This window comes from Nonomuraea sp. NPDC047529, from assembly GCF_040642995.1.
Classification (GTDB): domain Bacteria; phylum Actinomycetota; class Actinomycetes; order Streptosporangiales; family Streptosporangiaceae; genus Nonomuraea.
Window position 1 is genome coordinate 53,505 of the sequence record NZ_JBEYTJ010000044.1, and the last position, 22,664, is coordinate 76,168.

Annotated in this window: 22 protein-coding genes and 1 pseudogene; 14 read left to right on the forward strand and 9 right to left on the reverse strand. The window is 73.3% G+C overall.

The annotated features are described in order from the left end of the window. Positions 1–94 precede the first annotated feature (94 nt). Positions 95–487 carry a nuclear transport factor 2 family protein gene (locus ABZ815_RS43850; protein WP_357707576.1) on the reverse strand — a complete coding sequence of 131 codons (393 nt, stop codon included), beginning with the start codon at positions 485–487 and terminating at the stop codon, positions 95–97. Positions 488–499: 12 nt separating this feature from the next. Beyond that, positions 500–1,270, reverse strand: coding sequence for a MoaF C-terminal domain-containing protein (locus tag ABZ815_RS43855; protein WP_357707578.1), 771 nt, complete (start codon positions 1,268–1,270; stop codon positions 500–502). A 68-nt stretch (positions 1,271–1,338) separates the two neighbouring features. Here ABZ815_RS43855 and ABZ815_RS43860 point away from each other — a divergent pair, with 68 nt between their 5' ends. Beyond that, positions 1,339–2,127, forward strand: coding sequence for an SDR family NAD(P)-dependent oxidoreductase (locus ABZ815_RS43860; protein ID WP_357707581.1), 789 nt, complete (start codon positions 1,339–1,341; stop codon positions 2,125–2,127). Positions 2,128–2,194: 67 nt separating this feature from the next. Then, positions 2,195–3,034 (forward strand): DUF1206 domain-containing protein, encoded by an 840-nt coding sequence (locus ABZ815_RS43865; RefSeq protein ID WP_357707584.1) that lies wholly within the window; start codon positions 2,195–2,197, stop codon positions 3,032–3,034. A 115-nt stretch (positions 3,035–3,149) separates the two neighbouring features. Here ABZ815_RS43865 and ABZ815_RS43870 read toward each other — a convergent pair. Both ABZ815_RS43870 and hpaE read right to left on the reverse strand, forming a co-directional pair. Beyond that, positions 3,150–3,557: pseudogene (locus ABZ815_RS43870) on the reverse strand (glycerophosphodiester phosphodiesterase family protein); the annotation flags it as partial. A 46-nt stretch (positions 3,558–3,603) separates the two neighbouring features. Beyond that, a complete protein-coding gene (hpaE, locus tag ABZ815_RS43875) occupies positions 3,604–5,070 on the reverse strand; it encodes a 5-carboxymethyl-2-hydroxymuconate semialdehyde dehydrogenase (protein ID WP_357707585.1) in 1,467 nt (488 codons plus the stop codon). A gap of 274 nt (positions 5,071–5,344) precedes the next feature. On the opposite strand from hpaE, the gene ABZ815_RS43880 reads away from it, so the two are divergent. The 8 genes from ABZ815_RS43880 (at position 5,345) to ABZ815_RS43915 (ending at position 14,717) form a co-directional block, all read left to right on the forward strand. Beyond that, positions 5,345–6,607 carry an ABC transporter substrate-binding protein gene (locus ABZ815_RS43880; RefSeq protein WP_357707588.1) on the forward strand — a complete coding sequence of 421 codons (1,263 nt, stop codon included), beginning with the start codon at positions 5,345–5,347 and terminating at the stop codon, positions 6,605–6,607. Further along, the gene (locus ABZ815_RS43885) at positions 6,607–8,493 is read left to right on the forward strand and encodes an ABC transporter permease (RefSeq protein ID WP_357707590.1); all 1,887 of its coding nucleotides are present in this window, start codon (positions 6,607–6,609) and stop codon (positions 8,491–8,493) included. Before ABZ815_RS43880 ends, ABZ815_RS43885 begins: the two co-directional genes overlap by 1 nt. After that, positions 8,490–9,179 carry an ATP-binding cassette domain-containing protein gene (locus ABZ815_RS43890; protein WP_357707592.1) on the forward strand — a complete coding sequence of 230 codons (690 nt, stop codon included), beginning with the start codon at positions 8,490–8,492 and terminating at the stop codon, positions 9,177–9,179. The genes ABZ815_RS43885 and ABZ815_RS43890 overlap by 4 nt, the downstream gene beginning before the upstream one ends. Beyond that, positions 9,176–9,862 (forward strand): ATP-binding cassette domain-containing protein, encoded by a 687-nt coding sequence (locus ABZ815_RS43895; protein ID WP_357707593.1) that lies wholly within the window; start codon positions 9,176–9,178, stop codon positions 9,860–9,862. The genes ABZ815_RS43890 and ABZ815_RS43895 overlap by 4 nt, the downstream gene beginning before the upstream one ends. After that, positions 9,849–11,336, forward strand: a complete 1,488-nt coding sequence (locus ABZ815_RS43900; RefSeq protein ID WP_357707594.1) for a GMC family oxidoreductase N-terminal domain-containing protein — start codon at positions 9,849–9,851, stop codon at positions 11,334–11,336. Before ABZ815_RS43895 ends, ABZ815_RS43900 begins: the two co-directional genes overlap by 14 nt. Beyond that, on the forward strand, positions 11,333–12,769 hold the full coding sequence (locus ABZ815_RS43905) for an aldehyde dehydrogenase family protein (protein WP_357707596.1): 1,437 nt from the start codon (positions 11,333–11,335) through the stop codon (positions 12,767–12,769). Before ABZ815_RS43900 ends, ABZ815_RS43905 begins: the two co-directional genes overlap by 4 nt. Next, positions 12,769–13,629, forward strand: a complete 861-nt coding sequence (gene hpaD, locus ABZ815_RS43910; RefSeq protein ID WP_357707597.1) for a 3,4-dihydroxyphenylacetate 2,3-dioxygenase — start codon at positions 12,769–12,771, stop codon at positions 13,627–13,629. Before ABZ815_RS43905 ends, hpaD begins: the two co-directional genes overlap by 1 nt. Positions 13,630–14,027: 398 nt before the next feature. Further along, the gene (locus ABZ815_RS43915; protein WP_357707598.1) at positions 14,028–14,717 is read left to right on the forward strand and encodes a GntR family transcriptional regulator; all 690 of its coding nucleotides are present in this window, start codon (positions 14,028–14,030) and stop codon (positions 14,715–14,717) included. Between the two features lie 30 nt (positions 14,718–14,747). Here the strand turns inward: ABZ815_RS43915 and ABZ815_RS43920 are convergent, their stop codons facing one another. Beyond that, positions 14,748–15,923, reverse strand: coding sequence for an acyl-CoA dehydrogenase family protein (locus tag ABZ815_RS43920; RefSeq protein WP_357707599.1), 1,176 nt, complete (start codon positions 15,921–15,923; stop codon positions 14,748–14,750). A 153-nt stretch (positions 15,924–16,076) separates the two neighbouring features. Here ABZ815_RS43920 and argG point away from each other — a divergent pair, with 153 nt between their 5' ends. Together argG and ABZ815_RS43930 are read left to right on the forward strand one after the other, a co-directional pair. Continuing rightward, a complete protein-coding gene (gene argG / locus ABZ815_RS43925; protein WP_357707601.1) occupies positions 16,077–17,525 on the forward strand; it encodes an argininosuccinate synthase in 1,449 nt (482 codons plus the stop codon). Positions 17,526–17,620: 95 nt separating this feature from the next. After that, positions 17,621–18,736, forward strand: a complete 1,116-nt coding sequence (locus tag ABZ815_RS43930; protein WP_357707603.1) for a cupin domain-containing protein — start codon at positions 17,621–17,623, stop codon at positions 18,734–18,736. Here ABZ815_RS43930 and ABZ815_RS43935 read toward each other — a convergent pair. The 4 genes from ABZ815_RS43935 to ABZ815_RS43950 all read right to left on the reverse strand — a co-directional run bounded on the left by ABZ815_RS43935 (position 18,728) and on the right by ABZ815_RS43950 (position 20,716). Then, complete coding sequence (locus ABZ815_RS43935; RefSeq protein WP_357707604.1) at positions 18,728–19,303, reverse strand: class I SAM-dependent methyltransferase; 576 nt, start codon at positions 19,301–19,303, stop codon at positions 18,728–18,730. The two genes, ABZ815_RS43930 and ABZ815_RS43935, sit on opposite strands and share 9 nt — an antisense overlap. A 7-nt stretch (positions 19,304–19,310) precedes the next feature. After that, on the reverse strand, positions 19,311–19,973 hold the full coding sequence (locus tag ABZ815_RS43940) for a hypothetical protein (protein WP_357707606.1): 663 nt from the start codon (positions 19,971–19,973) through the stop codon (positions 19,311–19,313). A 10-nt stretch (positions 19,974–19,983) separates the two neighbouring features. Beyond that, positions 19,984–20,439: a hypothetical protein gene (locus ABZ815_RS43945; RefSeq protein WP_357707607.1), complete on the reverse strand. Its 456-nt coding sequence runs from the start codon at positions 20,437–20,439 to the stop codon at positions 19,984–19,986. Between the two features lie 100 nt (positions 20,440–20,539). Further along, a complete protein-coding gene (locus ABZ815_RS43950) occupies positions 20,540–20,716 on the reverse strand; it encodes a hypothetical protein (protein ID WP_357707609.1) in 177 nt (58 codons plus the stop codon). 173 nt (positions 20,717–20,889) lie between these two features. Here ABZ815_RS43950 and ABZ815_RS43955 point away from each other — a divergent pair, with 173 nt between their 5' ends. After that, a complete protein-coding gene (locus ABZ815_RS43955) occupies positions 20,890–21,804 on the forward strand; it encodes an ATP-binding cassette domain-containing protein (RefSeq protein WP_357707610.1) in 915 nt (304 codons plus the stop codon). Next, on the forward strand, positions 21,801–22,595 hold the full coding sequence (locus ABZ815_RS43960; protein ID WP_357707611.1) for an ABC transporter permease: 795 nt from the start codon (positions 21,801–21,803) through the stop codon (positions 22,593–22,595). The genes ABZ815_RS43955 and ABZ815_RS43960 overlap by 4 nt, the downstream gene beginning before the upstream one ends. Positions 22,596–22,664 lie beyond the last annotated feature (69 nt).

Genomic DNA, 22,664 nt, shown 5'->3' on the forward strand with positions numbered 1-22,664 from the left:
AGTCGCTTACGGAAACCCGCGCCGGGGGGGGGGGGGGCCCGCGCCGGGGGGGGGCCGGGCGGCGCCCGCCCCCCCCGCGCCCCGCGCGACGGGATCACGGGGCCAGCGCCTCCCGCACCAGGGCGGTGTCGGTGAACTGCTCGAAGCGGGTGGCCACGCCGTCCTCCAGGTGCCAGACGTGGGTGAAGCGCACCTTCATCGACTTGCCGGTGGCCCGGTAGGTGCCGCTGTAGTGGCCGATCGCCACGACCACGTCGCCGCCGTCGACGAACTCCTCCGGCTCGGCCTGGTAGCCGTCCCACTCGCTGCCCAGCTTGGCGAACACCTCCGACAGCACCTGCTCCGGCCCCACGTACGTGCCCCCGTACGGGAAGCCGGCCATCTCCGTCCACCGGGCCTGCGGGCCCAGCAGGGACACGATGCCGTTCACGTCGCCGGCCGCCGAGGCCGCGTAGGAGGCGCGTACGGCGTCGAGATTGTCGCTCATCTGTGTTTCTCCTCAGACCGGTTCCTCACCGGCCGGATAGGTGACCTGACCCAGCGGCTCGATGTACGCGCCGCCGGGGGAGTGGTGGATCTCGCCCTCGCCCGACAGGCCGAAGAACGTGCCGACGGTGCGCAGGGCGGTCCAGTCGTAGAGCCAGGTGGCCGCCACCGGGATGCGGAACTCCCGGAAGGTGAACACGTACAGGTCGTCGGCGATCTTCCAGGCGGTGGCCAGGTCGACGTCGCCGTGGCCACGCTGCGCGCCGGCCAGGCACTGCCAGGCGTAGCGCTCGGAGCTGAGGTAGACGTGCTCGTAGAGGTGCTCGGGGCTGTAGCGGTACAGGGCCCGCCGGCCGATCAGCTCGCGGGTCGGCGCGGGCGGCTCGCCGGTGACCTCCCGGCCCTCGATCACGCCGGGCGTGAACGTCTGCGACACCCGCGGCTGCCCCGGCACCGGCTCGGGCGCGATGACCGAGACGACGCGCAGCGCCCGGCCCGTGGTCGTGTGCAGGACGGTGACCGTGTACTCGCGGGGCCGCCCGGTGTGGGCGCGGCCGACGTAGAACAGGTCCTCGCGCATGGCCACGGCCTCGTACGCCTCGGCGGGCCCGCCGTCGGCGTGCACCTTGTAACGGCTCGCGAAGGCCAGGGACGTCTTGCTGCCGTCGTCGAAGGTGAGGTCCACCTCGGTGCCCGCGAGCGCGTAGGTGGCCGGAAGGCGGTTCGTGGCGATCCCGGGCGCGAAATCGTCCATGTTCTTCCAACCGGCAGGGCGATCGGTCATGAACGGGCTCCTTCCTCCACGAATTCGTCTATGAAATCATATAGCTTCCCGTTGTAAAGGAGTAGGCGATGAGGCTCAAGGGAAAGGTCGCGCTGATCACCGGGGCGGGCACCGGCATCGGCGCGGCGACCGCCCGCAGGTTCGCCGCCGAGGGTGCCTCGGTGATGCTGACCGGCCGCCGTCCCGGGCCGCTGGCCGAGGTGGCCGCGGACCTGGGCGACGCGGCGGCCGTGGCCTGCGCGGACATGTCCGACACCGTCCAGGCGCGGGAGGCGGTCGAGGCGTGCCTGGGCCGCTTCGGCGGGCTCGACGTGCTGGTGGCCAACGCGGGCGGCCACGGGGGAGGGCCGGTCGGCGAGACCGACGACGCGTCCTGGCGGCTCAGCCTCGACGCCAACCTCAACACCTGCTTCGTGACCTGCCGGGAGGCGCTGCCGGCGCTGGTGCGGTCGAAGGGGGCGATCGTCGTCGTGTCGTCGATCGCGGGCCTGGCCGCCGGCCCGGCCGTTTCCGGATATGTCACTACGAAACACGCGCTCATCGGCCTGACCCGCTCGATCGCCCGCGACTACGGGCCCCAGGGCGTCCGGGCCAACTGCCTGTGCCCCGGCTGGGTCCGCACGCCGATGGCCGACGAGGAGATGGACGTGCTGGTCGGCCGGGACGGCATCACCCGCGACGCGGCGTACGAGCTGGTCACCAAGGACGTGCCGCTGCGCCGTCCGGCCACCGCCGACGAGATCGCCGCGATCTGCCTGTTCCTCGCCTCGTCCGACAGTGCCGTCATGACCGGCAGCGTCGTCGTGGCCGACGGCGGCGCGACCGCCGTTGACCTGCCCACCCTCGCCTTCGACTGATCATCGACGCCTAGGCCGCCAGTTCCTGGGCAAAGGGGAGTTCTTACGCAAACCCCCAGGAGGAACGGTGAGCACCGCACATAGCGCGGGCCGCGGGGCCATGGACGCGGGCCGCGAAGCCAAGGACGCGGCCCGCAGAGCGGCCGACAGCCCGGCGATGACCACGCTGGCCCGCGTGGGCCTGGCCTGCCGCGGCGTGCTGTACGCGCTGATCGGCGTGCTGGCGTTGCAGATCGCTTTCGGTGACGGCTCGCGTCAGGCCGACAAGTCGGGCGCCATCACCACCATCGCCGGACTGCCCTTCGGCCAGGTGCTGTTGTGGATCATGACGGCCGGCTTCGCCGGGCTGGCGCTGTGGCAGGCGTCGGAGGCGCTGTTCAGCCACCGCAAGGCCACCGACCGGGCCCAGTCGGGCTTCCGCACCGGCGTGTACGCCCTGATCTGCGTGACCCTGCTGAGCGTGCTGCTGGCCGGCCAGGCCAAGTCCGACGACAAGCAGTCGCAGAACCTGACGAGCAAGCTGCTCGACCTGCCCGGCGGCCAGGTCATCGTCGGCCTGATCGGGCTCGGCATCGTCGCCCTCGGCATCTACTGGATCTACGAGGGCGCCACCAAGAAGTTCGAGCGCGAGCTCGACCTCGGGCGCATGTCGCCCAAGGCCCGCAAGGTGATGGAACGGCTCGGGCAGGCCGGCTACATCGCCCGCGGCGTGATCACCGGCGGCGCCGGCGTCTTCGTCGGCTACGCGGCGCTCACCTTCGACCCCGACAAGGCGGGCGGCATCGACGCCACCCTGCGGCGCTTCGCCGACACGCCGGCGGGGCCGTGGCTGCTCGCGGTGGTGGCGCTCGGGCTGCTGCTGTTCGCGGGCTACTGCTTCGGCGAGTCCCGCTGGCGCCGCACCTGACGCCACCCCGGCCGCGCGCCTGGACGGCGCACGTGGCGGCACCCTGGTCGCGTGCGCGAGCGGCGGGTCCCCGGGCGGGGCCCGCCGCTCGGGTGTGTCCGAGGGGGCGGTCCGGTCAGGCCGGGAGCTGGGAGTTCTCGTTGCGGATCGTCCACACGTGCACGTCGAGCCGCCTGCGGTGGGCGTCCTGGACCAGCGTGGTCGGGGGCAGCGTCGCGCCCGCGGCGTCCACCGGGACCACGCGGCGGGTGTCCACGCCGATCCCGGCGGCGTACCGGGCCACCTCGCGCAGGCCGCCGTCCTCGGTGAACCAGCCGGTGACCGGCCGGCCGTCCACGGTCTTGGTGGCGCGCCGGCCGGCGAACTCGGGGTGGGCGGCCACGTCGGTCGTGCCGGAGATCTCGTTCTCGTGCCGGGCGACCAGCACGTGGTCCTTGGTGGAGACCAGGTCGGGTTCGATGTAGTCGGCGCCCATCGCGATGGCCGCCTCGTAGGACGGCAGCGTGTGCTCGGGCCGGTGGGCGCCGGCGCCCCGGACGTTACGCCTGGGCGCACAGTGCGGGACGGGTTCAGCCGAGGCCGAAACGGGGGATCGGCAGGTCCTCGGTGGCGACGTGCACGATGTGCGCCTCGGTGTAGACGTCGATGCTGTACCGGCCGCCCTCCCGGCCGAGCCCGCTGGCCTTCACGCCGCCGAAGGGCGTGCGCAGGTCGCGGATGTTCTGGGAGTTGATCCAGAGCATGCCGGCCTCGACGGACCGGGCCAGGCGGTGGGCGCGGCGCAGGTCGCTGGTCCACACGTAGGCGGCCAGGCCGTACCGGGTGGCGTTGGCCAGCTCCAGGGCCTCCTTCTCGGTGGAGAAGGGGGTGACGCAGACGACCGGGCCGAAGATCTCCTCCTGGAAGATCCGCATGGCGGGCGTCACGTCGGCGAAGACCGTGGCGGCCAGGAAGTTGCCCTCGGGCAGACCGTCCGGGCGGCCGCCGCCGGCCACCAGGCGGGCGCCCTCCTCGACGCCGGCCCGCACGTACGACATGACCCGCTCGTAGTGCTCGGGATGGATGAGCGCGCCCAGTTCGGTCGCCAGGTCGTGCGGCGGTCCGACGCGGACCCGCGCGGCGCGCTCGGCGAGCCGGGCCACGAACTCCTCGTAGACGGTGTCCTGGACGAGCACCCGCGAGCTGGCCGTGCAGCGCTCGCCGTTGAGCGAGAAGACGCCGAAGACGGCCGCGTCGAGCGCCCGTTCCAGGTCGGCGTCGTCGAAGACGAGCAGCGGCGACTTGCCGCCCAGCTCCATGGAGAGCGTCTTCAGGCCGGTGGCGGCGTCGCGCATGATGGCCTGCCCGGTGGCGGTCTCGCCGGTGAAGGAGATCACCGGCACGTCGGGATGGGCCACCAGCGCCGCCCCGGCCCGCTCGCCGATGCCGTGGACGAGGTTGAACACGCCCGCGGGCAGCCCGGCCTCCTCCATGATCTCCGGCAGCAGGCTGGCCGACAGCGGCGACCACTCGGCCGGTTTGAGCACCACCGGGCAGCCGGCCGCCAGCGCGGGGGCCAGCTTCCAGGTCTCCAGCATGAACGGCGTGTTCCACGGCGTGATCAGCCCGGCCACGCCGACCGGCTTGCGCACGACGTAGTTGAGCTGGGCCGAGCCGACGCGGTAGACGTCCTCGCCCAGGTTGCTGATGACGTCGGCGAAGAAGCGGAAGTTGTGCGCCGCGCGGCGGGCCTGGCCCCTGGCCTGGGTGATGGGCAGGCCGGTGTCGCCGCACTCCAGCTCGGCGATGCGCTCGTCGCGTGACTCGATGGCCGCCGCGATCCCGCGCAGCACCGCCGCCCGCTCCTCGCCCGTCATGCGCGGCCACGGCCCGTCGGTGAACGCCTTGAGCGCGGCGCGCACGGCGAGGCCGACGTCCTCGGCGTCCCCTGAGGCGACGGTCAGCGCGGGGCGGTTGGTCGCGGGTTCGAGCGAGGTGAAGGTCTCGCCGGACACGCTGGGCACGTGGGCCCCGTCGATGTAGTGCTCAAGGTTCAACGGGAGATCTCCTTGCACTGGGACGGCGGCTCCCCGGCCACGGGTGCGATCGATCCCCTGTCGGACATGCGGCCGGCCTGCCAGCTCATGGCACTCCTCCGCCCCGCCACGATGATTTCCCAGGTGGAAGGCCCAGCAGTAGGCCCCTCGCAACCCGTCAAATCGTATAGGACATCGTCGATGATACATGGGGAACCTATGGACAGAAATATCTGATGTCGTACATGATTTGTCCATCGGGGCAGGACGCACGGCGCTTCGAGGAGGGGTGCGAATGCGATGTCCACGACGCCTGGTGTGGTGGGCGGCCGCCATGGCTCTGGTGGTCTCCGCCTGCGGGACGGGCCAGGACGGAGGCGCCGCCAGAACGGCCTGCGGCACGGGCGCGCCCGCCACCGGGACTCCGATCACCGTCGGCGCGATCGTCACCGCGAGCGGCGGCATCGACTTCAGCTCGGCCACCAAGGCGGCCAAGGCGTACTTCGACTGCGTCAACGCCGGCGGCGGCATCGGCGGCCGGCCGGTCGAGTACCTGGTCGAGGACGACGGCCTCAACCCGCAGAAGGCCTCGGCCCTGGCCACCAAGCTGGCCGGCAACCGGGACCTGGTCGCCCTGGTGGGCGGCTCCAGCTTCGTGGCCTGCGGCGTGTCCGGCCCGATCTGGGAGCAGAACGGGCTGTTCGACGTGCTCGCGGTCGGCGTGCCCAGGGCGTGCTTCGAGTCGCCGCGCATCGCCCCGGTCAACGCCGGACCGAGGGTCAGCGCCGTGGCCGCCGCCCAGTACGCCGTCGAGGTCAAGGGTGCCAGAAGGGTCGCCCAGATCAGCAACCGGGTGCCGGGCGTCGGCGACTGGACCCAGGACGGCGTGCGCGCCTACCTCAGGACCAAGGGCCTGACCTCAGCCGGCGACGTGCTGCACGACCCCGGCATCAAGGACGCCACCGCCGTGCTGCTCGAAGCCATGCGGGGCCGCCCGGACGCCATCATCCTCCAGGACCCCGCCCCCGACGACGCCGCCATCCTCAAGGCCGCCCAGGCGCAGGGGCTCAAGGACAAGGTCACCTTCGTCTGCCTGACGCCCTGCTACGACACCACCTTCCCCGGCCAGGTCGGCTCCTACTGGGAGGGTTTCGTGTCCAACTCCGAGTTCACCCTGCTCGACGCCGGCACCCCGGACAACAAGCTGTGGCGCCGGGTCATGGACGAGTACGCCGACGACAAGGCCCCCCGCGACTCCTTCGCCCAGGGCGGCTTCCTGGCCGCCAAGATCTTCGTCGACACCCTGGCCAAGGCCGGCGGCACGATCGACCGCGCCTCGGTGAGCCGGGCCTTGTCGGAGATCAAGGGCTACCGCAGCGACCTGCTCTGCGCCCCCTGGTACTTCGGCCGCGCCGCCCGCCACAACGCCAACCACGACACCCGCTACGTCACGATGAAGGGCGGCGGCTGGTCCAAGGTCAAGGACTGCACCCCGACCCAGGACCCCGACCTCGCGCCGCTCCTGCGGGAGGAGAAACAGTCGGGGCTGACCGGCTGATGTTGCCGTTCGTCATCAGCGGGCTCGCCCTCGGCGCCGTCTACGCCCTGTCGGGGGTGGGCATCGTCGTGCTCTACCGCGCCACCGGCGTGCTCAACCTGGCCTACGGCGCGATCGGCGCGATCGGCGCGCTGCTGTCCTGGCAACTCCTCCAGGACGGCTGGTCGGTCGCGCCCGCCCTGATGGCCGCGCCGCTGCTGTCGGCGCTGCTGTCCGGCCTGTACGGCGGCCTGGTCGGCCCGCTCGTCGCCGCCCGCGACCCGCTGGTCAAGGCGGTCTGCACGCTCGGCTTCGCGCTCGTGCTGCTCGGCCTGTGCTACTGGACGTGGAGCGACGACCCGCGCACGCTCACCCTGCCGACCGACACGGCCGGGTTCGACGTGGGCGGCTCGCGGGTCACGCTCACCCAGGCGCTCGCCCTGGTCCTGGCCGTGGCGCTGACCGGCGGGACCGCCGTGCTGCTGCGCCGGACCGCCTTCGGCACCGCCATGCGCGCGCTGGCCGACGACCGCGAGATCAGCGCGCTGCTCGGCGTGCGCATCCGCCGGGTCGAGACCGTCACCTGGGTGGCGGGCGGCGCGGTGGCCGGGCTCACCGGGCTGGTGCTCGGGTCGCTCACCCGGCTGGAGGCGGGCACTCTGACCTTCCTGGTGATCGCGTCGCTGTCGGCCGGCGTGGTGGGCCGGTTCAGGTCGCTGCCGGTCACGCTGGCGGCCGGGCTGGCGATCGGGCTGGCCGAGGCCCTGGGCGGGGCGTGGGAGCAGACCGCGCCGTACCGGTCGGTGGCGCCGTTCGCGGTGGCCGTCGTGGCGATCCTGTGGTTGCAGCGCGGGAGGGCGAGGGCCAGGCGGGGCGGCACGGTCGAGGTACGCGCGGCCGAACCCGCGCTGTCGGCCCGGGCCCGGCCGCTGCCGCCCGGCGACGTCCGCTCGGTGCTGCGCGTGGTGCTCGGGCTGGCCGCCGGGGCGGCGTTGCTGGCGGTGCTGGTGCCCCTGGTCGTGGACGGCTACTGGGTGCGGGTGCTCACCTCCGCGGTCATCTTCGTGATCCCCGCCGCCGGCATCGCCCTGCTGTACGCGCGGCTCGGCCTGGTCTCGCTCGGCCAGGTGGCGCTGCTCGGCGTCGGCGGCTGGGTGGCGCTGCGGCTGGCCTTCGCCACCGGGTGGCCGTTCCCGGTGGTCGTGCTTGCGGCCGGGGCGGTGACGTGCCTGGTCGGCATCGTGTACGGGCTGCCCGCGCTGCGCCTGTCCGGCGTGGACCTGGCCCTGGTGACGCTCATGGCCGGAGGGGCGTTCCAGGTGGCGTTCTCGGCGACCGGGTTCCCCGACGGCGGCCCCGGGTTCCTCGGCCGGGTCGCGGGCAGCGGGACGCAGCAGGCCATGCCGCGGCCCTCGATGGCGTCCTCCGACACCGGCTTCTTCCGGTTCGCGGTCCTGTGCGCCGTGCTCGCGCTCGTCCTGGTCGTGCTGCACCAGCGCGGACGGCCGGGCCGGGCGTGGGCGGCGATCAGGAGCGGCGAGGCCGGCGCGCTGGCCGTCGGCGTGGCCCTGACCAGGTACAAGGTGTGGGCGTTCGCGCTGGCGGCGTTCGTCACCGGCACCGCGGGGGCGCTGCTGGCCGCCAACACCGGGCGGCTGGACCCGATCTCGTTCCGGGCCTCGGACTCGGTGCTGCTGTTCGCCGTCGTCCTGGTCGGCGGCGCGTACGGGCTGACCGGCGTGGTCCTGTCCGGCGTGGTCGGCCAGGTCGTCCCGGCCGCCCTCGACGCCGCCGGGCTCGACGGCAACCTCATGCTCGTCGTGTTCGGCGCGGGCACCGTGCACGCCCTGGTCACCGCGCCGCGCGGCATCGGCGGGATGCTAGAGGACCTGCGGCGGCCCGCATGAGGCTGGAGATCGAGGACCTGCGCGTGCGGTTCGGCGGCGTGCGCCCGCTGGACGGCGTCACCCTGACCTTCGAGTCCGGGCTGTGCGGCCTCATCGGGCCCAACGGCGCGGGCAAGACCACCCTGTTCAACGTGCTGTCCGGCTTCGTGCGGCCGGTCTCCGGGCGCGTCACCGCCGGCGGCGCGGACCTGCTGGCGCTCGCGCCGCACCGCAGGGCCCGGTGGGGGCTGCGCCGCACGTTCCAGCAGGAGCAGGTGGTCGCCGAGCTGAGCGCGGCGGGCAACCTGCGCCTGGCCGCCGACCACCTGGGCGGCCCGGACGAGGGCCTGCTCGCCTTCTGCGGCCTGCGCGACCCGGGACGCCCGGCGGGCGAGCTGACGCTGCCGGAGCGGCGGCGGCTGGAACTGGCCCGCGCCCTGGTCGGCACGCCCAGGATCGTGCTGCTGGACGAGCCGGCCGCCGGGCTGTCGGAGGCCGAGTCGAGGTCGCTGGCCGAGGTGGTGACGGCCGTGCCGGACCGGTTCGGCGCGCTCGTGGTGCTCATCGAGCACGACGTGGCCCTGGTCGGCGAGGTCTGCGCGACCACGGCCGTGCTGGACTTCGGCCGCCTGGTCGCCGCCGGCCCGACCGCGGAGGTGCTGGCCGACGAGCGGGTGCGTGCCGCGTACCTGGGGGAGGCGCCGTGAGCCTGGAGGTGCGCGACCTGCGCGTGCGCAGGGCCGGGCGCGAGGTGCTGCACGACGTGGCGCTCGACGTGCCGCCCGGCGAGATCACCGCGCTGCTCGGCGCGAACGGCGCGGGCAAGAGCACGCTCGTGCTCGCCGTGGCCGGGCTGCTGCCGGTCGAGTCGGGCGGCGTGAGCGCCGACGGGGACGAGCTGACCGGCCTGCGCCCCGAACGCGTCCGGGCGCTGGGCGTCGCCGCCGTCCCCGAGGGGCACCGGGTGCTGCGCTCGCTGAGCGTGGCCGACAACCTGCGCCTGGCCGGCCCCGACCCCGTGCCGGCCCTGGCCGCCTTCCCCGAGCTGGACGAGCTGCGCGACCGGCGGGCCGGCACGCTGTCCGGCGGCCAGCAGCAGATGCTCGCCCTGGCCCAGGCCATCGCCGGCGGGCCGCGCTACCTGCTGGTGGACGAGCTGTCCTTCGGCCTGGCGCCCGCCGTGGTGTCCAGGCTCGTCCCCGCCCTGGCCGCGCTCGCCGAAGCCGGCGCCGGAGTGCTGCTCATCGAGCAGTACACCCGGCTCGCCCTGGAGCTGGCCACCCGCGTCCACGTGCTGGACCGGGGCCGGATCGTCCTGCGCGGCACACCGGACGAGCTGCGCGGACGGCTGGGGTCGGCTTATCTGGGAGAGGGCGATGGAGACCTTTGACGTCGTCGTGGTCGGCGCGGGCTCGGCGGGCGCCGCGGTGGCCCGCCGGCTGGCCGACGACGACGCACTGCGCGTGCTGCTGCTGGAGGCGGGCGGCCCCGACGTCAACCCCGACATCCACGACCCCGGCGGGGTGTTCCGGCTGTGGGGCGGACCGGAGGACTACGACTACCGCGTGGCGCCGCAGCGGCGGCTCGGCGGGCGGCGTCCGCACTGGCCGCGCGGGAAGGTCCTGGGCGGCTCGTCCTCGCTCAACGGCATGATCTTCGTCAGGGGCGCGCCGGCCGACTACGACGCCTGGGGGCCCGGCTGGTCGTACCCCGAGGTGCTGCCGTACTTCAGGCGGCTGGAGGACTTCGACCGGGGGGCCGATGACCACCACGGCGTGGGCGGGCCCGTACGGGTGATCGCCGACTACGCGCCGCACCAGGTCAACGCGGCCATCGTGGCCGCCGCCGTGGAGCAGGGCATGCCGTTCAACCCCGACTGCAACGGCGGCCGTCCCGACGGCGCCGGGTTCTGCCAGCTCACGATCAGGCACGGCCGCCGGCACAGCACGGCCGACGCCTACCTGCGCCCGCGCTGTGACCGGCCCGTCCTGGAGATCCGCACCCGGGCCCGCGCCCGGCGGCTGCTCCTGCGCGGCCGGCGGTGCGTCGGCGTCGAGTACACCCAGGACGGCAGGCTGCACCAGGTCGGGGCCGCCCGCCAGGTCGTGCTCAGCGCCGGGACCGTCGAGTCGCCGCGCCTGCTCCTGCTGAGCGGCCTCGGCGACGCCGCCGAACTGCGCCGGCACGGCGTCAAAGCGGTGGAGGACCTGCCCGGCGTGGGACGCAACCTGCACGACCACGCGCTCGTCCCGGTGATCGTGGCCGCCCGCCGTCCCGTGCCGCCCGCGCTGCCCGGCCTCCAGCCGATGCACAGCCAGCTCTTCTGGCGCAGCCGCCCCGGCCTGCCCGGTCCCGACGTGCAGCCGCTGTTCTTCCACGTCCCCCTGTACGACGAGGGCATGACCGGCCCGCCGGACGCCTTCACCCTCATGGCCGGGATCGTCCGTCCCGAGAGCAGGGGCCACCTGGCGCTGACCTCGGCCGATCCCGACGCGCCGCTGCACATCGACCCCGCCTACCTGGACACGGCCGCCGACCGCGCGTGCATGCGCGCGGCCGTCGGGCTGTGCCGGGAGCTGGCCCACGCCGCCGCCCTGCGGGAATGGGCGGGACCGGAGCTCTACCCCGGTGATCGTGAACTGTCCGAGCACATAGAGAGGACCTTGGTGACCTACCACCATCAGGTCGGGACCTGCGCCATGGGAACCGTCGTGGACCAGCGGCTCAGAGTCCACGGCATCGACGGGCTGCGCGTCGCCGACGCCTCGGTGATGCCCGCCGTCACGTCAGGGAACACGAACGCGCCCGCCATCATGATCGGCGAGCGGTGCGCGGACATGGTGCGAGAGGAGATCGGCTCATGACCGGCCTGTACATCGGCGGCGCCTGGGGCCCGGCCGCGGACGGCGCGACGTTCGCCACGCTGGACCCGGCCGAGGCCACCGTCATCACCGAGTGCGCCGAGGCGGGCCCGGCCGACGTGGACCGCGCGGTGGCGGCGGCCAGGGCCGCGCTCGACGACCCGGCCTGGGCCGAGATGCCCGCCACCGCCCGCGCCCGGCTGCTGTGGAGGGTGGCCGACCTGGTGGAGGAGCACGCCGACGAGCTGGCCGAGCTGGAGACCAGGGACAACGGCCAGCCGCTGGCGGTGGCGCGGAACGTGACGGTCCCCGGCACCGCCGAACATTTCCGATATTTCGCAGGATGGTGTACGAAAATCGAGGGCTCGGTGTTGCCGGTCTCGTACCCCGACACCCTGCACTACACCCGGCGCGAGCCCGTCGGCGTGTGCGCGCTCATCACCCCGTGGAACTTCCCGCTGATGATCGCCGCCTGGAAGCTCGCCCCCGCCCTGGCCTGCGGCAACACCGTGATCGTCAAGCCCGCCGAGCAGACCCCGCTGACCACCGTCCGGCTGGTGGAGCTGATGGGGCTCGCGGGCTTCCCGCCCGGCGTGGTCAACCTGCTGACCGGCGGCCCGGAGACCGGCGCGGCCCTGGCCGGGCACGCGGGCGTGGACAAGGTCTCCTTCACCGGCTCGACCGCCGTCGGCCGCTCGCTCGTGCACGCCAGCGCGGGCAACCTCAAGCGCCTGACGCTGGAGCTCGGCGGCAAGGCCCCCAGCATCATCGCCGCCGACGCCGACATCGACGCCGCCGTGGCGGGCAACGTCCAGGGCGCGCTGTTCAACAGCGGCCAGGTCTGCGCCGCGTATTCGCGCTTCTACGTGGACCGCAAGCGGGCCGACGAGTTCACCTCGAAGATGGCCGCCGCGGCCGAGGCGCTCAAGGTCGGACCGGGCCTCGACCCGGCCACCGACCTCGGCCCGCTGATCAGCGAGGACCACCTGATGGCCGTGGACACCCACGTCCGCGGCGCGCTGTACGATGGCGCGCAACTCGTCACCGGCGGCAGGCGCGCCGACGGCCCCGGCTTCTTCTACCGGCCGACCGTGTTCGCCGAGGTGACCGACACCATGGCCGTGGCCCGCGAGGAGGTGTTCGGACCCGTCATCCCGGTGCTGGCCTACGACGACCCCGAGGAGCTCGTCGGCCGCGCCAACGGACTGGAGTACGGCCTGGCCGCCTCCATCTGGACCGACGACCTGTCGACCGCCCACCGCCTGGCCGCCCGGATCAGGGCGGGAGCCGTGTTCATCAACATGATCCACGTGCCGGACGCCGCCACCACGTGGGGCGGCTACAAGGCCAGCGGGTGGGGGAGGGAGATGGGCCCGTACGCCATCGACGCCTACACCGAGGTCAAGGGCGTCTGGACACACCTGGGGAGGGTGTGATGGGAGAGCTCGTCCTGGCAGCCAAGATCACGCATGTGCCGTCGATCTGGCTGTCGATCCAGCCGGGCAGGCATTTCGGCATCCGCCGGCCCGCCGAGCTGGCCCTGACCGAGATCGGCAGGCGGGCGCGCGAGCTGGAGGTGGACACGTTCCTGATCGCCGACACCCACTGGATGAACAGCATCGGCTTCCACCTCAACGGCAAGGAGCGCCACCGCGACTCCTACGCCAGCCACGAGCTGCCGCACTTCATCCACGACCTGGACTACGACTACCCGGGCGATCCCGTGCTGGCCGAGCTGATCCGCGCCGAGATCGTCGCCGGGGGCCAGAAGGCGCTCGTGCACACCTACCGCGACCTGGGCCTGGAGTACGCGACGCTGGTCCCGATGCACTTCATGAACGAGGACTCCGCCATCCGGGTGCTGCCGATCGGCTGCAACGTCTACTCCTCGATCGACGAGAACCGGCGCATCGGCGAGGCGCTGCTGCGCGGCATCCGGCAGAGTGACCGCCGGGTCGCGTTCCTGGCCAGCGGCTCGCTCTCGCACGCCTTCCCCTCCAACGAGAGCGCCGAGTCGCTGCTCAACGAGGTCAGCAGCCCGCTGAACCGCAAGATCGACATGGCCGTCCTGGACATGTGGGCCGAAGGGCGCATCGGCGAGTTCCTGGACATGTTGCCCGACTACAACGTGCGGTGCACGGGAGAGGGCGCGATGGCGGACACGGCGATGTTGTTCGGCGTGCTGGGGTGGCGGTCGTACAAGGGACGGGGGGAGCAGTTGTGCCCGTATTTCGGCTCGACCGGAACCGGTCAGGTGGTCGTGGACTTTCCCGTGCCGGCGTACGATAAGATCTGAAATCATATGTGAAATAGGACAGACGGAGGTTCTGTGGCGAGGCTGTTCTCCCGGTGGCCCTGCCTCCGTCCCTCCGGCGGGCCGCGCGGACGGGCCGTCCGCGGGGGAAGGCAGCCATCCGACCCTTGCGTCCCGGCCGTCGCGGGCCGGTCCGCGGGGCCCGCGCGCCGCCTGTGCCCGGAAGGGCTGACGGGGGCGGCTTTCCCGGCGCGCGCGTGGCCGCGAAAGGCGTCGTCCGCGCTCGTCGTCGGGCAAGATGATGGGATGACAGCGGGCATCCAGCGTATCGTCGAGGTGACCCCGGGGGCGGGGCCGGTGAGGGCTCCGGGCGGTCACGTCGGAGTGCCGGCGGGCGCGGGCCCGCGCGGCGCCATCGTGAAGGTCCTGCAGAGGTGATGGTGAGCAGCACGAGAAAACCGGCCCAGGCCAAGCGGCCCAAGGGCTCCAAGGCCGAGATCAGCTACGACCTCCTGCGGGCCCGCATCCTCGACGGCACGTACGGCCCCGGCTACCGCCTGGTCATGGACCAGCTCGCCAGGGAGACCGGCGTCAGCACGATCCCGCTGCGCGAGGCCGTGCGCAGGCTGCAGTCCGACGGGCTGGTCGAGGTCGTGCGCAACATCGGCGCCCGGGTCGCCGTCTTCGACTCGGTGCAGGTCGAGCACACCCTCAACGTGCTGGCCCGGCTGGAGGGCTACGCCACGTCCATCTGCGCGCCGCACATGGACGCGGCCAAGATCCAGGAGTCGCGGGAGATCAACGAGCGGATGAAGGAGGCGCTGGAGGAGTTCGACCCCACCTCCTTCACCGCCCTCAACCGCGAGTTCCACTTCTCGCTCTACCGCCACTGTCCCGACGAGCACCTCAACGCGCTGCTGGAGTCGGAGTGGGCCCGGCTCGACCACATGCGCCGCTCCAGCTTCACGTACGTGCCGGGGCGGGCGCGCAAGTCGGTGGAGGAGCACGACCATCTGCTGAGCCTGATCGAGGGCGACGCCGAGGCGGAGGTGATCGAGCAGGCGGCCCGCAACCACAAGATCGCCACCGCGGACGCCCTGCACACCGCCCAGGTCTCCCGCCAGCACTGATCTCGCGGCACTGACGTCTGGTGGCGGGCCTCAGGGGCGGCGGGGCTCCAGGCTGAAGACCGCCCACTCCTCGCCGGGCGCGAGCCCCGCCAGCTCGCGCCCGCACTCGCGCAGCGCCTGCGGGCCCGAGGTGATGTGCTGGGCGCCGGCGTGCGCGTCCCGGAACAGGCGCTGGAGCAGGCCGTCGCGCAGCGCCCTCGTGCCGCCCCAGGTGTAGGCGAACCCGGCCACCTCGGTGAGCGTCGAGGTGGCGTGGTTGAGCGCGAGCCGCACCATCGTCTCCTGGCGGGTGGACAGCGGGCCGCCCGCGTCCAGGGTGCGTGCGGTGTCGTCCCACGTCTCGCGGACCAGGGCGCGGGCCGCCCGATGGGCCGCCTCGGCGCGGGCGAGACCGGTGTGGAAGGTGTCGCCGGCGGCGAGCTGTCCCGGCCGTCCCGCGCGGGCGGCGACGTGCCGGACCAGCTCGTCCAGCAGGCGGCGGCCGACGCCGAGCGCCCAGGCGGAGTGGCAGATCAGCGCCTGGTCCAGCAGGCCGAGCCGGTAGATCGCGCCGCCGCGCAGCGGCTCCCGCTGGGCGAACGGGTGCGTCCGCGACTCCGGCACGAAGGCGCCGTCGATGGCGTAGTCGACGCTGCCCGTGGCGCGCAGGCCCAGGACGTCCCAGTTGCCGAGCAGCTTGGCGTCCTCGACCGGGGTGATGAAGATGCGTTCCTCGCCGGTGCCCTCCACGACGCCCAGGCTGTGCACGTACCGGGCGTGCGGCATGGCCGAGGCGAAGCTCCACCGGCCGGTCAGCCGGAAGCCGCCGTCCTCGGGCACGGCGGTGCCCGGCCGGGTGCCCTGCCCGGCGAACAGCGGCGTACGGGGGCCCCGGAAGATGTCCTCGACGGCCTCGTCGCCCAGGTAGGCGCCGCCCGTGCCGTTCTCCAGGGTGGTGGCCATGACCACCCAGCCGGTCGAGGGGTCGGCGTAGGACAGCTCCTCGAAGACGGCGAGCAGCTCCGGCGGCGACAGCTCGGCGCCGCCCAGCGGTGCGGGCAGCCAGACGTCGAACAGCCCCGCCTCGTGCAGGGCCGTCACGACGGGCTCGGTGAGCCTGCCCAGCGCTTCGGCCTCGGCCGCCTCGCTCTCGATCAGCGGGCGCAGGTCGCGGGCGCGGTCCAGGTGGTGGGGGCCGGCTGAGTGCAGTCGCGGCTTGTCGCTCATGTCCCGGTGCTCCTGTTCGTGATCGTCAGCGGTCCTTACTCCGTCAGATCACGTCCCCGCCCGGTTGTCCACCCTCCGCCGGGAATCGCGGCCCGCACCCGGATGAGGGGGTGGCTTTGCATGTTCATGCGTTGCGATGCATAATCTTCTTCTATGTCCAAGGTTCTCACCTCCCTGCCCACCGGCGAGCGGGTCGGCATCGCCTTCTCAGGCGGTCTCGACACCTCGGTGGCCGTCGCGTGGATGCGCGACAAGGGCGCCGTCCCGTGCACCTACACCGCCGACATCGGCCAGTACGACGAGCCCGACATCGCCTCGGTGCCCAGCCGCGCGCTGGCCTACGGGGCCGAGCTCGCACGCCTGGTCGACTGCCGCGCCGCGCTGGTCGAGGAGGGCCTGGCCGCACTCACCTGCGGCGCGTTCCACATCCGCTCGGGCGGCCGGGCGTACTTCAACACCACGCCGCTCGGCCGGGCCGTCACCGGCACCCTGCTGGTGCGGGCCATGCTCGAGGACGAGGTGCAGATCTGGGGCGACGGCTCCACGTTCAAGGGCAACGACATCGAGCGGTTCTACCGCTACGGCCTGCTGGCCAACCCCCACCTGCGCATCTACAAGCCGTGGCTCGACGCCGACTTCGTCACCGAGCTCGGCGGGCGCAAGGAGATGTCGGAGTGGCTGCTCGCCCACGGGCTGCCCTACCGCGACAGCACCGAGAAGGCGTACTCGACCGACGCCAACATCTGGGGCGCCACCCACGAGGCCAAGACCCTCGAACACCTCGACACCGGCATCGAGACCGTCGACCCGATCATGGGCGTGCGCTTCTGGGACCCCGAGGTCGAGATCCTCCCCGAGGACGTCACCATCGGCTTCGACCAGGGCCGCCCGGTCACGATCAACGGCAAGGAGTTCGGCTCCCCGGTCGACCTGGTCATGGAGGCCAACGCGATCGGCGGCCGGCACGGCCTGGGCATGTCCGACCAGATCGAGAACCGCATCATCGAGGCCAAGAGCCGCGGCATCTACGAGGCCCCCGGCATGGCGCTGCTGCACGCCGCCTACGAGCGCCTGGTCAACGCCGTCCACAACGAGGACACCCTGGCCACGTACCACAACGAGGGCCGGCGGCTCGGCCGGCTCATGTACGAGGGCCGCTGGCTTGACCCGCAGGCGCTCATGCTGCGCGAGTCGCTGCAGCGCTGGGTCGGCACGGCGATCACCGGCGAGGTCACCCTGCGGCTGCGGCGCGGCGAGGACTACTCGATCCTCGACACCACCGGCCCGGCCTTCAGCTACCACCCCGACAAGCTGTCGATGGAGCGCACCGAAGACTCCGCGTTCGGCCCGGTCGACCGCATCGGCCAGCTCACCATGCGCAACCTGGACATCGCCGACTCGCGCGCCAAGCTGGAGCAGTACGCCACGCTCGGCATGGTGGGCACCACCCACCCCGCGCTGATCGGCGCCGCCCAGGCGGCCTCGACCGGCCTCATCGGCGCGATGCCGCAGGGCGGCGCCGAGGCCATCGCCTCGCGCGGCGAGGTCTCCGAGGACGAGGAACTGCTCGACCGCGCCGCCATGGAGCTCGGCACCGACTGACCGCGCCCTCGGGCCTTCCGGGCCTCCTGGGCCTCCTGGGCCGCCGCCGCGCGGCCCGGGGCGTGGCGCGCGGACGCCACGGGTACGCACCGGAGATGACGATCGACGAGCGGGACGGCGCGGACGTCACGCCCGCCACCGACTGGCTGCTCGGCCCGGTGTCCCGCGAGGAGTTCCTGCGGGACCACCAGGGGCGGCGGCATCTCCTGCTGCGCAGGCGGTCGCGCGGCCACTACCGCGAGCTGTTCTCGCTGGCCCGCTTCGACGAGCTGCTGTCCGGCTCCGGCCTGCACGCCGGGGCCGTGCGCGTGGTCCGCGACGGCCACGCCGACGGCGGCGCGGCCGGGCTGGAGGACCTCTACGCCCGCTACCGCGACGGCTCGACCCTGATCCTGCCCTCGGTCCACGAACGGTGGCCGCCGCTGCGGGAGCTGTGCCGGCGGCTGGCGGGCGAGTTCAGCGCGGAGTGCCGGGTCAACGCCTACCTCACACCGCCGCGGGCACGCGGCTTCGGCGTCCACGGCGACTCCCACGACGTGTTCGTGCTGCAGGTGGCCGGGGCCAAACGCTGGCGGATCCACGAGGACGCCTGCCACGAGTTCGACCTGGGCGAAGGGGACCTGCTCTACCTGCCGCGCGGCCTGCCGCACGAGGCCGCCTCGGCGCAGGGCGCGTCCCTGCACCTGAGCGTCGGCGTCCATCCCCTGACCTGGGCCGACGTGCTGCTGGCCGGGTGCGAGGCGGCCGTCTCCGCCGACTCCGTCTTCCAGGAGCCGCTGCCCTTCGGCTTCGCCCGTACGGTCGGCGGCCGGGCCGCCGCACGCGAGCGCATCCGGGAGTTGACCGCTCGCCTGGGAACCGCCCTCACCCCGGAGAGGCTGGCCGACGACGCGGTGGACATGGCGTTGCTCGCCGAGGGCGACCGGCTGGGCGGCCATCTGCTCGACCTCGCGGGCCTGGCCCGCCTCGACGCGGGCACCGCCGTCCGGTGCCGCCCCGGCCTGCGCTGGGAGAGCAGGCGGGACGCCGGCACGCTGGTCCTCGCCTTCCACGGCAAACGGCTCAGCCTGCCGGCCCGGCACGAGGCGGCCTTCCTGCGCATGGCGGACGGCGAGCCCTTCACGGCGGCCGGTCTGCCGGGGGAGGACGGCCTCGCCCTGGTACGCCGCCTGGTCGAGGAGGGTTTCCTGACCCTGGCGACGTCAGGCTGACCCGGCGGGCCTGCGGAAGACGCAGCGCACCACGTGCCAGTGTTTGGGCTCGTCCCTGGCGTCGATTCCGTCGTAGCGGTCCTCGCGCAGGACGACCGGCTCCAGCCCGGGGAACAGCGCGCCGGCTTCGGGGGCGCGCAGGAACGTGCGCCCCGGCCGCCCCGCCCAGGCGTCCTCGGGACCGAAGAACGTGCAGCACAGCACGCCGCCCGCGGCCAGGCCGCCGGCCATCGCGGCCGCCACCCGGCGGACGTCGGCCCTGGGCAAAAAGGGCAGGACGTGGATCGCGACCATGAACGAGTAGGCCCCCGCCGCGACCGGCACGTCACGGACGTCGGCGTGCACGACCCGCAGCCGCGGGTGCCGCCAGGCCGCGGCCAACGCGAGGGTGCAGGGGTCGGTGTCCACGGCCTCGACCGAGAAGCCCAGCTCCAGCAGGAAGCGGGTGTCGTTGAGCGGGCCCGCGCCGATGTCCAGCGCACGACCGCGGACGCCGCCGAGCACGCCCAGCGCCTCGACGACGAGCGCGTTGGGCCCCCGCCCCGCCCGCAGGGAGGCGTAGGTCACGCCGCCGCTAGCCGCTCACCTTGAGGACGCGCTGCTCGACCAGCACCTCGGCCAGGGCGACCCGCTCCTCCCCGGTCAGGCCGCCGGGCAGCTCCCGCACGTAGAAGGCGCCGGTGCGGGCCACGAACTCCAGCGCGGGTGCGGCGATCATGTTGGCGCCCACCAGCGGTTCGCCCGACGGGGAGAGCAGCTCGACCTGGTTCCCGTCGCGGCGGGTGGCGAGCAGCCCGGCGCTGTCGTTCACCACGCGGCGGGTCAGCGTGACGGTGCGATGGTCGTACCAGACGTCGGGGAGCGGGCAGCCGAAGAGCTCCTCGTAGCGGTCGCGGAACTCGGCGAACGTGGCCACCGGGGTCTCCTCGGCGGGCTCGTCCCGCACGCCGGGGTCGTTGCTCGGGCTGTGGTGGACGTACCGGCCGAAGTAGGTGCGGCAGAACTCGGTGTACAGGCCGGTGAACAGGATGAAGTGATGCCAGGCGTCGTCGACGCGGGTCGAGTGCATCATCCAGATCCGCGACCGGTCGACCTGCGTGAGCACCAGGTACTTCTTCGCCTCGGCGAACAGCTCATCGGCCTCCTCCTCCGTCGCGGCGACGCGCTCCTTGACGAGCCGTTCGAGGAGGTAGGGCGCCTGGTGGTCGAGCGCGGCGAGCGGGGTTTCGGTGATCATGGCGGTTCCCCTACTCCGGCGTCGACTTCCTGCGGCAGGACGAGAGGCACACGCTGCTGCAGTCCCGGCAGGTCATGCAGGGGCTGTGGCAGTCGGCGCGCTCGGTCTTGACCCGCAGGTGCAGCCGGCCCGTCCGGATCTCCCCGGCGTCCTCGGCGACCTCCGAGGTCAGCGAGGCCTCCGCCGTGCCGGCCTGCCGGCGGACGACCTTGGCGTCCCGGCGTACCCACAACACCTTCGCGCCGAAGAGCAGGATGCTCTCGGGCACGTTCTCGATGTGCAGGACGTCGCTCAGCGGGATGTCGAGGGCCGAGTTCAGATCCTCCAGGCTGGGATACAGCGTGACGAATCCATCCTGGTACGGCGGGCCCACGTAGCCCCAGAACGTCATGGTGTCCGGGGAACCCTCCTGGAGCAGCTTGACCAGGAGAGGATGCGCCTCGGGCCCTTGTATGGCTGTGCTCATGGCGGTGCTCCTCGTTCCCGGCGAGCGTGACATCCCGGACCCGGGAGCGGCGGCGCGCCGCGCCGCCGCTTTGCCGAACCCGGGGCCGCGCCGGGCGGGCTCAGCCGAGGTCGGCCTGTGACGCGCCCGGGGCGTTCGCCTCGGCGAAGACGCCCACCTGCTCGGACGCCGGTGACGGCGGCTGCTCCATGAGCGCCTGGATCGCGGACCTGCGCTTCTCCAGGCCCGCCTCGTCGATGCTGATCCGCCGCCGGTTCCGGCTCTTGTCTTCGGTCATGCTCGGCAACCGTAGTGAGCCGCACGTCAACGGGGGGCAACGGCACCGTCTTGTTTGGGCGGGGTCGCCCCGCCGGCCCGGCGCCCTCACCTGGTCTGTTCCGGTTTTCCGCCATCGAGGTCGGCGGCCGAGCCCCATGGTGGCCCGCTTCCCGTCTGCCTAGCGTTGACCCCGTGATCAGTCTCGACGGTTTGACCAAACGGTACGGCGACCGGACGGCCGTGGACGACCTGTCGCTGGAGCTGAGGCCGGGCACGGTGACCGGGTTCCTCGGGCCCAACGGCGCGGGGAAGTCCACCACCATGCGGCTCGTCCTCGGGCTGGACCGGCCCTCGGCGGGCACGGCGCTCATCGGCGGCCTGCCGTACCACCGGATCAGGAACCCGCTGCGGACGGTCGGCGCGCTGCTCGACGCGCGGGCGCCGCACCCCGGGCGCAGCGGGCGGGCACACCTGACGGCGCTGGCCCGCAGCAACGGGATCCCCGTGCGGCGGGTGGCCGAGGTGCTGGAGAGCGTCGGCATGGCCGGCGCGGCGGGCCGCCGCGCCGGGGCGCTCTCGCTCGGCATGAACCAGCGGCTCGGCATCGCCGCCGCGCTGCTCGGCGACCCGGAGGTGCTGCTGTTCGACGAGCCCGTCAACGGGCTCGACCCCGACGGTGTGCGGTGGGTGCGGCAGCTCATGCGGTCGCTGGCCGCCGAGGGCCGCACGGTGTTCGTCTCCAGCCACCTGATGAGCGAGATGCAGCTCACGGCCGACCACCTGGTGGTCATCGGCAAGGGCCGGCTGATCGCCGACGCGCCCCTGGCCGAGGTCATCGGGAGCAGCTCGCTGACGGCCGTGCTGGCACGCACCCCGCACGCCGGGGAGCTGGCCGAACGCCTGCGCGCCGCCGGGATCGCCGCCGAGCGCGTCGCCGAGAACGAGGTCGTCGCCACCGGCGCGCCCGTCGAGCGGGTGGGCGACCTGGCGCACGAGGCCGGGATCAGGCTGCACGGGCTGCGCGCCCGGGAGGCGTCCCTGGAGCAGGCCTATCAGGAGCTGACGGAGAGCAGCGTGGAGTACGGGACGACGGGAGCGGGCGCGTGACGAGCACCTTGTGGCGGGCGGCGTGGGCCGAGTGGGGGAAGTTGTGGTCGGTCCGGTCCACGTGGTGGTGCCTGGCCGGCGCGGCGGCGCTCATGGTGCTGACCGCCGTGACGCTGGCCGCGGCCGCCGCCACCGACGCGGTGCGCGACGGGGCTCCCGGCGTGCGGGTGACGGCGAGCGAGTCCGTGGTGTCGGCCACGTCGTTCGTGCAGTTCGCGCTGGTCGCCCTGGCCATGCTGGCGATCACGGCGGAGTACTCCTCCGGCGGCATCAGGGTCACCCTGCTGGCCACGCCCGTGCGCGGGCTGGTGCTGGCCGCCAAGGCGCTGGTGGTGGCGCCGGTGATGTTCGCCGCCGGGGTGCTGTCTGGGGCGGTGGCGACGGCGGCGGTCTACCTGGTGCTGCAGGCCGACGCGTTCGGCGGGGTCGTCGTGCTGCCGTTCGGCGAGGTCGTGCGGGACGTGGCGGGCGCGGGCGCGTTCTTCGCCCTGGTGTCGGTGATGACGCTCGGCGTCGGGGCCGCGATGCGCAGCGCGGCGGGCACGCTGACCGTGGTGTTCATGCTGCTCCTGGGCCTGCCGCTGGTGCTGCTGATGACCGGGAGCCAGGCGGCGCTGGACGCCTCGCTGCGCATGCCGACGTTCGCCGGGCTGGCGTTCATGGGCAGCGTGGACAACCTGACCGGCGGGCCCGTCCCGTACCCGGCGGGGGAGGGGCTGGCCTGGCTGCTGGCCTGGACGGCGGCGGCGCTGGCGGCGGGCTACACCGTCCTGCGCCGCCGCGACGCGTAGGCGGCGGGCCCGTGCCACGACGCCTTGGCTTCGGGCCTGTGCCGGACAAGACGCCGGGACGCGTAGGTT

What these genes read in the sequence shown, in the direction of transcription:
- ABZ815_RS43850 (WP_357707576.1), bottom strand. Translation starts at nt 487, where the DNA reads ATGAGCGACAATCTCGACGCCGTACGCGCCTCCTACGCGGCCTCGGCG.
- ABZ815_RS43855 (WP_357707578.1), bottom strand. Translation starts at nt 1,270, where the DNA reads ATGACCGATCGCCCTGCCGGTTGGAAGAACATGGACGATTTCGCGCCC.
- ABZ815_RS43860 (WP_357707581.1), top strand. Translation starts at nt 1,339, where the DNA reads ATGAGGCTCAAGGGAAAGGTCGCGCTGATCACCGGGGCGGGCACCGGC.
- ABZ815_RS43880 (WP_357707588.1), top strand. Translation starts at nt 5,345, where the DNA reads ATGCGATGTCCACGACGCCTGGTGTGGTGGGCGGCCGCCATGGCTCTG.
- ABZ815_RS43885 (WP_357707590.1), top strand. Translation starts at nt 6,607, where the DNA reads ATGTTGCCGTTCGTCATCAGCGGGCTCGCCCTCGGCGCCGTCTACGCC.
- ABZ815_RS43890 (WP_357707592.1), top strand. Translation starts at nt 8,490, where the DNA reads ATGAGGCTGGAGATCGAGGACCTGCGCGTGCGGTTCGGCGGCGTGCGC.
- ABZ815_RS43900 (WP_357707594.1), top strand. Translation starts at nt 9,849, where the DNA reads ATGGAGACCTTTGACGTCGTCGTGGTCGGCGCGGGCTCGGCGGGCGCC.
- ABZ815_RS43905 (WP_357707596.1), top strand. Translation starts at nt 11,333, where the DNA reads ATGACCGGCCTGTACATCGGCGGCGCCTGGGGCCCGGCCGCGGACGGC.
- hpaD (WP_357707597.1), top strand. Translation starts at nt 12,769, where the DNA reads ATGGGAGAGCTCGTCCTGGCAGCCAAGATCACGCATGTGCCGTCGATC.
- ABZ815_RS43920 (WP_357707599.1), bottom strand. Translation starts at nt 15,923, where the DNA reads ATGAGCGACAAGCCGCGACTGCACTCAGCCGGCCCCCACCACCTGGAC.
- argG (WP_357707601.1), top strand. Translation starts at nt 16,077, where the DNA reads ATGTCCAAGGTTCTCACCTCCCTGCCCACCGGCGAGCGGGTCGGCATC.
- ABZ815_RS43930 (WP_357707603.1), top strand. Translation starts at nt 17,621, where the DNA reads ATGACGATCGACGAGCGGGACGGCGCGGACGTCACGCCCGCCACCGAC.
- ABZ815_RS43940 (WP_357707606.1), bottom strand. Translation starts at nt 19,973, where the DNA reads ATGATCACCGAAACCCCGCTCGCCGCGCTCGACCACCAGGCGCCCTAC.
- ABZ815_RS43945 (WP_357707607.1), bottom strand. Translation starts at nt 20,439, where the DNA reads ATGAGCACAGCCATACAAGGGCCCGAGGCGCATCCTCTCCTGGTCAAG.
- ABZ815_RS43950 (WP_357707609.1), bottom strand. Translation starts at nt 20,716, where the DNA reads ATGACCGAAGACAAGAGCCGGAACCGGCGGCGGATCAGCATCGACGAG.